Raw genomic sequence first — 11,085 nt, 5'->3', positions numbered from 1 at the left:
GTTGTGATGGACACAGGTACGGCAACAAGAGGAGTTACTGCATGACTGACGGCTCTCCCGACAGCGAAGGTCGGGGCGCTCGTCGATCACGTGCTCCCCGCGAACGGCCCCGCCGTCGTCAGCGCCCACGGTCCGCGACCCTCCCGCAGCTTCTCGCGGCGGCTGTCGAGGCCAATCCCGACGGCCACGCCGTCGTCGCCGCGGACGCAACCTGGACCTACCGAGAGATCGACGAACGGTCGTCGCGACTTGCCCGCGAGCTGATGTCGCGCGGCATCGGTACCGAGTCCGTGGTCGCCCTGGCCATTACCCGGTCCGCGCAGTCGATTCTGTCCGTGTGGGCCGTCGCGAAGACCGGTGCCGCCTACGTGCCCGTCGACCCCAACTACCCGGCCGACCGTATCGAGTACATGCTGTCCGACTCCGGTGCCGCACTCGGCATCACGACGGCGGAGTTCCTCCCCAGTGTGAGCGGGCACGCCGGAGTCGAGTGGGTAGTGCTCGACGATCCGGAGACCATGGCTGCCGTCGACGGCCAGACGTCCGAACCCGTCACCTACGCCGACCGGTTGCGCACCGTCACCCCGCTGAACACCGCGTACATGATCTACACCTCCGGCTCCACGGGTCGCCCGAAGGGCGTCGAGGTGACCCACGCCGGTCTCGCCGGGTTGGCCGCCGAGCAGCGCGAGCGATTCGGCATCGACCGCGACTCGCGCACGCTGGCCGTGGCGTCCCCGAGCTTCGACGCGTCCGTCTTCGAACTGTTGATGGCCATCGGTTCCGGTGCGACGCTGGTGGTGTCGCCCGCGACGGTGTTCGGCGGCGACGAGCTGACCGAGCTGCTCCGCGAGCAGAAGGTGACGCACGCCGTCATCACCCCGTCGGTGCTGGCGTCTATCGATCCCGATCCTCTGACCGACTTCCGTGTCGTCGTCACCGCCGGTGAGGCGTGCCCCCCGGAGTTGGTGACGCGCTTCGTCACCGGTGGTCGCCGCATGTTCAACGGCTTCGGTCCCACCGAAGCCACCGTCATGACCAACTGCGCCGAACTGATTCCGGGAGAACCGGTCTCGATCGGCGGCGCCATCCGCGACTTCACCACGTACGTCCTCGACTCGCGGTTGCGGCAGGTACCCGTCGGTGTCGCCGGTGAGCTGTACTCCGCCGGGCCGGGACTGGCGCGCGGCTACCACGGTCGGCTGCCGCTGACGGCCGAACGCTTCGTCGCCGACCCCTTCGGCGAACCCGGCGCGAAGATGTACCGCACCGGCGACGTGGTGCGTCAACGCGCCAACGGCGCTCTGGACTACCTGGGCCGCAGCGACTTTCAGGTCAAGGTGCGCGGATTCCGCATCGAACTCGGCGAGATCGACGCCGCTCTGTCCGCCCACGAGAAGGTGCGCTTCGCGGCGACCGTCGGTCACCAGCTGCCCGACGGGTCCACCGCCCTGGTCGCGTACGTCCTTCCGGAGCCCGGTTCGGATCCCGACCCCGCCGAGCTCACGGAGTTCGTCGGCCGCACCCTGACGGGCTACATGGTCCCGTCGGAGATCATCGTCATCGACGCGGTTCCGCTGACCCCGGTGGGCAAGCTCGACCGCACCGCGCTTCCCGCCCCGACCATCGGCACGAGCACGCGCGAGTACCGCGAACCCGAGACCGACGCCCAGCGTGCAGTGGCCGCCGTGCTGGCGGATCTGCTGGGCGCGGAGCGAGTCGGGTTGGACGACAACTTCTTCGAGCTCGGCGGCAACTCCCTCATCGCGACGCGCGTCGTCGCGCGCATCAACGACGCGATGGGCGCACGTGTCGGTGTCCGCGACATCTTCGAGTCCGCATCGGTGGCCGACCTCGCCGCGCGCGCGGAAGCGACCATCGGCAACTCCGGTCGCCCGCGGCTCGAAGCCGGGCATCGGCCCGAAGGCGGACTGCCGCTGTCCTTCGCGCAGCAGCGCATGTGGCTCACCAACCAGTACGACACCTCCTCGGCCGGTTACAACCAGCCCGCAGCGCTGCGCATCACGGGCAACCTGAACATCACTGCTCTCGAGCAGGCATTCGGCGATCTCCTCGAGCGCCACGAAACTCTGCGCACAGTCTACCCGCAGACCGACGACGGTCCGGTGCAGGAGATTCGGCCTGCGTCCGCGGTGTCCCTGACCCCTGAGCCGCTGGACGAGTCGGCTCTCGTCGAAACCCTGACGCCGATGGTGATGGAGGGCTTCGACGTCTCCACCGCAGTCCCCTTCCGCGCCAGGCTGTTTGCAGTGACCTCCCGACCGGCCTCCGGCCTGCCCGCACCTTCCGGCGATGCGTACGTTCTCGTCGTCGTCATGCACCACATCGCCAGCGACGGCGGGTCCCTCGCGCCGCTCGTGCGCGACCTCACCACCGCGTACGTAGCGCGCGCGGCCGGATCGGCGCCGGAGATGGCGCCGCTCGAGGTGCAGTACGCGGACTACGCCATCTGGCACCGCGAACTCCTCGGCGACGAGAGCGATCCGGAATCGCTTGCCGCCAAGCAGATCGCGTTCTGGTCCACCGCCCTCGCGGGAACGCCCGAGGTCATCGAGCTTCCCACCGATCGCCCGCGCCCGGAACTGCCCACCTCACGCGGCGCGACCGTGGCGTTCAGTGTCGACCGGGATGTGGCGGACGCGCTCAACAAGCTTGCGCGAGAGAGTAACTCGACGCTGTTCATGGTGGTCCACGCCGCCCTGGCCGTCCTGCTGTCGCGTCTCGCGGCCACCGACGACGTCTCGATCGGCACCCAGATCGGCGGCCGCGGCGAGGCTGCGCTCGACGACCTCGTCGGCATGTTCGGCAACACCCTGGTGCTGCGTTCGTTCGTGAACCCGGACGAGACGTTCACCGACTTCCTCGCGCGCACCCGCACTGCGGACCTGGAAGCGCTCGGCAATTCCGATCTTCCGCTCGACCGCCTCGTCGACATCCTGCGGCCCGCACGGTCGTTGGCGTATGCGCCGCTGTTCCAGGTTCTGCTCATGCTGCAGAACTTCGAGCGCACCGAAATCGAGCTGCCCGACGTCACCATCGGACTGGTCGATGTCGAAGCGGATGTCGCGAAACTCGACCTGACCGTCACGATGATGGAGCAGACCGAGCCCGACGGCTCCACCGGACCCATCGACGGAACCCTGCTCTACGCAACGGATCTGTTCGACCGCGCCACCATCGAGGCGGTCGCCGAACGTTTCGTCGCGGTGCTCTCCGCCATTGCAGCCGACGCCACCACCCCGGTCGGCGACCTTCCCCTGGTCATCGACGGCGAGCAGCCGGAGCTCCGCGGCGCCGACGCCCCGCTGCCCGACACGACGCTCGTGGAGATGTTCCGCACCAGCGCCGCGGCCCACCCGGACAACACGGCCCTGATCTACGAGGGCGACGAACTCACCTACCGCGAGTTCGGCGATCGCGTCGCGCGTCTCGCGCGGCACCTGGTCTCGCTCGGTGTCGGGCCCGACACCCTGGTCGCGGTCGGTGCGCGCCGGTCGCTCGAACTCATGATCGCCGTCTACGCGGTGCTCGAAGCGGGCGGCGGATACGTCCCCATCGATCCCGAACATCCGCACGAGCGCACCGAATACGTGCTGGAGACGTCCAAGCCGGTCGCACTGCTGACGACGGTGCGCGACCACGCAGATCTGCCGGCGTTCCCAGCGATCGTCGACATCGACACGATCGACCTGTCCGAGTACTCGCACGAGCCGCTGACCGACGCCGACCGCACGGCACCGCTGCGCCCCGAGAACGTCGCCTACGTCATCTTCACGTCCGGCTCGACCGGGCGTCCCAAAGGTGTTGCGGTAGCGCACCGCAGCGTGATCAACCAGATGCTCTGGATGCACGAGCTCTACGAGCTCGGCGACACCGACGTCATGCTTCACAAGACGCCGGTCACGTTCGACGCTTCGGTGTGGGAGCTGTTCCTTCCGCTCCAGCTCGGTGCCGCACTGGTGATCGCGCGTCCCGAAGGACACCTGGACGCGGCCTACCTGCTGCAGATCTCGCGGGAGCGTGAGGTCGCCATTCTCGAGTTCGTGCCGTCGATGCTCGAGCTGTTTCTCTCCGATGCCGATCTCGCCCTGCCGACCACCCTGCGTTATCTGTCCGTCGGCGGCGAGGCGCTGTCCGCGGACCTCGTACGACGCTTCTCCGCGTCGTCACCCGCCGAGCTCGACAACACCTACGGCCCCACCGAGGCGACCGTCACCTCGACTCTGCACCGCGCGGTGGAGTCCGACACCCGCACCGTTCCGATCGGGCGCCCGATCCGCAATACCGGTGCCCGCGTGCTGGATTCGCGCCTACACGACGTTCCTACCGGTGTCCCCGGTGAGCTGTACCTGACCGGTGTGCAGCTCGCGCGCGGCTACCTCGGGCGCGCCGACCTCACGGCCGAACGATTCGTCGCGGACCCGCGTTCGACCACCGGCGAGCGGATGTACCGCACCGGCGACCTCGTGTTCCACAACGCCGACGGGGAGCTGGAGTTCCTCGGGCGCACCGACTTCCAGGTCAAACTGCGCGGCCTGCGCATCGAACTCGGTGAGATCGAGTCCGCACTTGCCGCCCATCCCGACGTCTCCCGTGCCGTGGCGATCGTGCACACCGACGACCGCACCGGTGACGCACTCGTCGCGTACGTGACCGCCGCTGCGGGCGCCGCGCCCGACGTCCACGAGGTTCTCGGATTCGCCGGCGAACGCCTGCCCGCGTACATGGTGCCCGCACAGGTGCTCGTCCTCGACGAGATTCCGCTGAGCCCGAGCGGCAAGCTCGATCGTCGCGCACTGCCGGAGCCCGTCTTCACCACGGAGGCCAAGGAGTACCGCTCCCCGTCCACGGTGACGGAAAAGGTTGTCGCCGACGTCTTCTCGGCGCTTCTCGACGTGGAACGCGTCGGCTTGGACGATTCCTTCTTCGAACTCGGCGGCAACTCGCTCGTCGGTATGCGTGCCGTCGCGCGCATCAACGACGCGTTGTCGGTCAGCGTCGGTGTGCGCGACCTGTTCGAGCGGCCGACGGTGACGTCGCTGTCGGCCCGTATCGACGAGAAGGCGCAGTCGGGGCGGACCCGGCCGGCGCTCGAGCCCGTCACCCGTCCGGAGCGGATTCCGCTCTCGCTTGCGCAGCAGCGCATGTGGTTCGTCAACCAGTTCGACACCGAGTCCGCGGCCTACAACATCCCGCTGGTCATTCGTCTCGGCGGCGCCATCGACGACGCCGTCCTGCGCGCCGCGGTGACCGACGTACTCGAGCGCCACGAGTCGCTGCGCACGGTCTACCCCCAGGTCGACGGAACGCCGTACCAGGTGATCCTGCCCGCCGAATCGGTGTCCTCCCAGTTCACCGTCGAAGACGTGGCACCGGATGCGCTGCGCGACCGCGTGATCGAGCTCGTGACCGAGGGTTTCGAAGTCCAGGAACAGGTTCCGCTGCGTGGAGCCCTGCTGCGCACGGCTCCGGACGACGCGGTGCTGGCCTTCGTCGTGCACCACGTGAGCGCCGACGGCTTCTCGATGTCGCCGCTCGCCCGCGACGTCATGACCGCCTACGCCTCGCGCATCGCCGGTGTGGAGCCGCAGTGGCAGCCGTTGGCCGTCCAGTACGCGGACTTCTCGGTGTGGCAGCGGGAGATGCTCGGATCCGAGAGCGATCCCACATCGCTTGCGGCGAAGCAGGAGCAGTACTGGATCACGCAACTCGCCGATCTGCCGGACCGGATCGACCTGCCGTCCGATCGCCCGCGCCCCGCGGTCTCGACCGGCGGCGGCAGCGCGTTCACCTACGTCATCGACGCCTCGGTGCGCACCGGCTTGGACGACCTCGCCAGGGCCAACGACGCCACGCTGTTCATGGCCGTGCACAGCGCACTCGCGGTGCTGCTCGCCCGCACCAGCGGAACGAGCGACATCGCCATCGGTGCCCCCATCGCCGGCCGCGGCGAGGAGGCACTCGACGATCTCGTCGGCATGTTCGTCAACACGCTCGTGCTCCGCACGCCTGTGCGCGGCGGCGACACCTTCCTCGCGCTCCTGGCCGAGGCGAAGGCCGTCGACCTCGGCGCGTTCGCCAACGCCGACGTGCCGTTCGAGCGGCTGGTGGAAGTGCTTGCGCCGGAACGCTCGACGTCGCACAACCCGCTCTTCCAGGTCGCACTGGCGTTCCAGAATCTCGAGCGCACCCGCTTCGAGCTGGCCGACCTCACCGTCGAGCGGTACGACCCCGGCGTGCACGCCGCGAAGTTCGACCTGTCGCTCGAGATGGCGGAGACCGAGGACGGTGCGTTCTCGGTGGAGGTCACCTACTCCACCGATCTGTTCGACGAGCCCACCGTCCGGGTGTTCTGCGAGCGACTCGACCGCATCCTGCGCGCGGTGATCGACGCGCCGGACCGTCCCGTCGGCGACATCTCGCTGATGGACGAGGCCGAGGAGAAGCGGCTCAGCCCCGTCCTCGGCGGCGATCCCGTCGACGAACTCACCCTCGCCGACATCCTGGTGAGCGCCGCGCAGGCCAACCCCGACGGCACAGCTCTGATCTTCGAAGGCGGAACGCTGTTCGAGGGCGGTTCCGTCACGTACCGCGATCTCGACGCCCTGACCTCACGCCTCGCGCGCGTGCTGATCGCGCACGGCATGGGCACCGGTTCCGCTGTGGCGCTGTCCGTTCCACGATCTGCGGAGTCCGTGGCCCTGATGTGGGCCGTGACCAAGACGGGCGCCGCGTTCGTTCCGATCGACCCGAACTACCCCGCGGACCGCATCGCCCACATGGTGAACGACTCCGGTGTCGAGGTCGGCCTCACCACGCACGCGTACCGGTCGTCTCTCCCGTCGTCGGTCGACTGGATCGTGGTCGACGACGACGCGAGCCGCGAAATCATGGCGGCCGAGTCCGACGCCCCGATCACCGACGCCGACCGGCTGCGTCCGGTCACGCCCGCGGACCGCGCCTACATCATCTACACCTCCGGCTCGACCGGTCTGCCCAAGGGCGTCACGCTCTCGCACCGCGGTCTGAACCAGCTCGGCGTCTCGCAGCGCGAGGAGTATCGCGTCGAGCAGTCCTCGCGCGTGATGCACTTCGCCTCACCGAGTTTCGACGCGTCGCTGCTCGAACTACTGCTCGCGGTGCCCGCCGCCGCGACGATGGTCATCGTGCCGACCACTGTGTTCGGCGGCGAGGAGCTCGCGCAGTTCCTGCGTCGGCACGAGGTCACCCACGCCTTCATCACTCCGGCCGCGCTGGCGTCGGTCGATCCCGCGGGACTCGATGCTCTGCAGACCATCTCGGTGGGCGGCGAAGCTTACGGCCAAGACCTCGTCGCGAAATTCGCTGTCGGTAGGCGGATGCTGAACGTCTACGGCCCCACGGAAACCACGATCGTTTCGCACATCGGCAAGCCGATGGTGCCGGGTGGGCCCATGCCGTTCGGTGGCCCCATCCGGGGTGGCCGCGCCGCCGTGCTCGACTCGCGCCTGCGCCCCGTTCCCATCGGCGTGCCCGGCGATCTCTACACCGCCGGACCCGGTGTGGCGCTGGGCTATCACGAGCGTCGAGGGTTGTCGTCCGAGCGTTTCGTCGCCGATCCGTTCGGCGCGCCCGGCACCCGGATGTACCGCACCGGCGATGTCGTGCGGTGGACCGACGACCTCGAACTCGAGTACGTCGGGCGCGGCGACTCGCAGATCAAGATCCGCGGCTTCCGCATCGAGCCGGGTGAGATCGACGCGGTCATCGCCGCCAACCCGGAGGTCCGTTTCTCCCTGACCGTTCCGCACGAGTTGGCCACCGGCGCCAAGGTGCTGGTCAGCTACGTGACTCTGGCCGAGGGCTCCTTGCTCCTCGACTCCGACATCAAGGACTTCGCGGCCGAATCGCTGCCCAAGCACATGGTGCCCGCCGCCGTCGTCGTGATGGAGAGCGTTCCGCTCGGCAGCACCGGCAAGGTCGACCGCCGCGCGCTTCCCGCTCCGGAGTTCGGCAGCGACGAATCCACCTATCGCGCACCGTCGTCCGAGATCGAGGTGGCGCTGGCCGCCGTCTTCGCCGACGTCCTCGGCGTGGATCGCGTAGGTGCCGACGACGACTTCTTCGCCCTCGGCGGCGACAGCATCGTCTCCATCCAGTTGGTCTCCCGCGCCCGTGCTGCAGGGCTGTCGTTGACACCGCGCGAGGTTTTCGAGCGCCGGACCGTCGCGTCGCTCGCCTCCGTGGTCACGTTCGGGGAGAGCGCATCGGCGGTGCTCGCCGAGCTGCCGGGCGGCGGAGTCGGATCACGTCCGCTCACGCCGGTCGAGCACTTCATGACCCAGCGCGGTGGTGCGTACCAACGCTTCTCGCAGACCATCGCACTCGAACTCCCAGTCGGGATCGATCACGCCGGAGTCACCGCGACCCTGCAGGCGCTCCTCGACCGCCACGACATGCTGCGCGCACGGCTCGTCGGTGACGCCGAGTCCGGCTTCACCGTGGAGACCGGTCCCGCCGGCAGTGTGCAGGCCGAAGATCTGCTCACCCGCGTCGAGGTCGACGGCACCGACTTCGATTCCGTTGCGGCGCAGGCGCTCGATGCCGCGCTCGACCGGTTGTCCACTGCCGAGGGACGATTGATGCAGTTCGTGTGGCTCGCGCCCGCGGATTCGGGCGTCGCGGGCCGCATGATCGTCGCCGGTCACCACCTCGCCGTCGACGGTGTGTCGTGGCGCATCATCGTGCCCGACCTGATTCAGGCCTGGTTCGCGGTATCGACCGGTGCGACACCGGAACTCCCCGCGGTCGGCACCTCCATGCGGACGTGGGCACACGCACTCGTCGACGAGGCCGCCACCGAGACTCGCAAGGCCGAACTGCCGTTCTGGCGTTCCGTTGTCACGGCGCCGGACCCGCTGCTGGGCTCGCGGGCCCTCGACCCGGCGATCGACGTGCAGGACACCATCGACAAGGTGCGCGTCACCGTGCCCGCCGACGTGACCGACGCCGTCCTCACCACCGTTCCCCAGACGTTCCGCGGCGGCGTCAACGACGGACTGCTCACCGCGCTGGCGTTGGCCGTGGCGCGGTACCGACGTGAACGCGCCACCGAACTGTCGTCGCTGCTGATGCGCCTCGAGGGTCATGGCCGCGAGGAAGAGATTCTTTCGACAGGCTCGCGTGCGGACTTGTCGCGAACGGTCGGTTGGTTCACTTCCATCTTCCCGGTGCTCCTCGATCTGGGCGACGTCGATCTCGACGACGCCTTCGCCGGTGGCGGTTCCGCCGGGCGCGCGATCAAAGCCGTGAAGGAACAGCTCCTGCGCATTCCGGACCGCGGTATGGGCTACGGCATGCTCCGCTACCTCGACGGCAGCCTTCGCGGGCAGTCGGTCGGGCAGATCAGCTTCAACTACCTCGGCCGCCTGTCGGCGGGTGACCTGCCGGAGGGTGCGGAGGGTATCGGGTGGCTGCCCGCCGACGACATCACCTCCACCGCCGACGTTCCGCTCGATGCGGACATGCCCGCGATCGCGGTGCTCGACATCAACGCCAGTGTGGTGGGCAGCGGGAAGGCCGGAGGCCGGTCGGGATCGCACGATGAATTCGCCGCGACGTTCGCTTTCCCGCGCGGGATTCTGTCGAGCGACGAGGTCACCGAGCTCGGCGGATACTGGGTCGACGCTCTGACGGCTCTGGTTCGGCACGTCGAGAGCGGCGACGCGGGCGGGCTCACGCCGTCCGACGTTCCGCTGGTTCCGGTGTCGCAGAAGGACATCGAGATCTTCGAGGCGGCCGTTCCGGATTTGCAGGACGTCTGGTCACTGGCGCCGCTGCAATCGGGTCTGCTCTTCCACGCGTCCATGCAACCGGCCAGGGAGCCGGGTCGTTCCGCAGGCTCCACTCCTGGCGACGTGTACGTCATGCAGGTCGTTCTCGAGCTCGCGGGCGAGGTCGACATCGACCGATTCCGCGCTGCGGCAGCGTCCCTCATGGAGCGCTACGACGGGCTTCGCACCTCGTTCACGACCACCGTCGACGGCACTGCGGTGCAGCTGGTTCCGAGCCGGGTCGACGTGCCGTGGACCGATCTCGACTTCACCGACAAGACCGCCGACGAGCTGGCTACGGAACTCGCGGACGAGCGGGCCCGCCCCTTCGCGATGAATCAGGCTCCGCTGGTGCGGTTCCGCATGATTCGCACCGGCGAGAGCGGCTACACCCTCTCGCTCATGGCTCACCACATCGTGATCGACGGCTGGTCGATGCCGCTCATGATCAAGGATCTGCTGACCCTGTACGCCACCCGTGGCGACGCGTCGATCCTGCCGCGGGTGCAGTCGTACCGCACGTTCCTCGAATGGCTCTCGCGCCGCGACCGCGCAGTGTCGACGAAGGCGTGGACCACCGCGTTCGCCGGAACCGAAACGCCCACACTGCTGTCCGGCGTCGCGGACACCGCGTCGGTGTCGGGCGACACCGGTCGCATCGAGGTCGAACTCGACGAGCAGATCACCACCGAACTGACCGAACTCGGATCCCGACTGGGCGTCACGCTCAACACCATCGTCCAGGCGGCGTGGGGCCTGCTGCTGGCACGCTCGCTCGGCCGCGACGACGTCACCTTCGGCGGCACCGTCTCCGGTCGGCCCGCCGATCTCGACGGCGTCGAGTCCATGGTCGGTCTCTTCATCAACACCCTGCCCGTGCGCATCGCGATCGACGAAGCGTCCGACATCGAGACGTTCCTCCGGCGCATCCAGACCGAGCAGAACGCGCTCCTCGACCACCACTACCTCGGATTGGCGGACATCACGACCGCCGTCGGCCCGGGCGCGGTGTTCGACACGATCACCGTGCTCGAGTCCTACCCCGTCGACGAGGAGGGGCTGAAGGCAGCTGCGTCCATCGACGGCATGTCGGTCACCGGCGCGCAGGTTCTCGACGCCACGCACTACCCGATCTCGGTGGTCACGTTCGCGGACAAGCAGATTCGCATGACGTTGCGGTATCTGCGCGAGCTGTTCACCGACGACTACATGACCGAACTGGGTCGGCGACTGCAAGCAGTGTTCGCTGCAT

Annotated in this window: 1 protein-coding gene (only partly in view); it reads left to right on the top strand. The window is 68.5% G+C overall.

Going from position 1 to position 11,085, the window contains the following annotated elements; all coding sequences use genetic code 11:
* The first annotated feature begins 41 nt into the window (after positions 1 to 41).
* Positions 42 to 11,085, top strand: partial view of a non-ribosomal peptide synthetase gene (locus AC59JP_RS15755; protein ID WP_497326742.1) — the 5' portion only. The gene runs 15,323 nt beyond the window's last position; the window shows 11,044 of its 26,367 coding nt (coding positions 1–11,044); the start codon lies at positions 42 to 44; its stop codon lies off the right edge, out of view.

The organism is Rhodococcus sp. 320_ES, assembly GCF_059691855.1.
The sequence above is the reverse complement of the archived record's forward strand: the minus strand, read 5'-3'. Positions and strand labels throughout refer to the sequence as shown.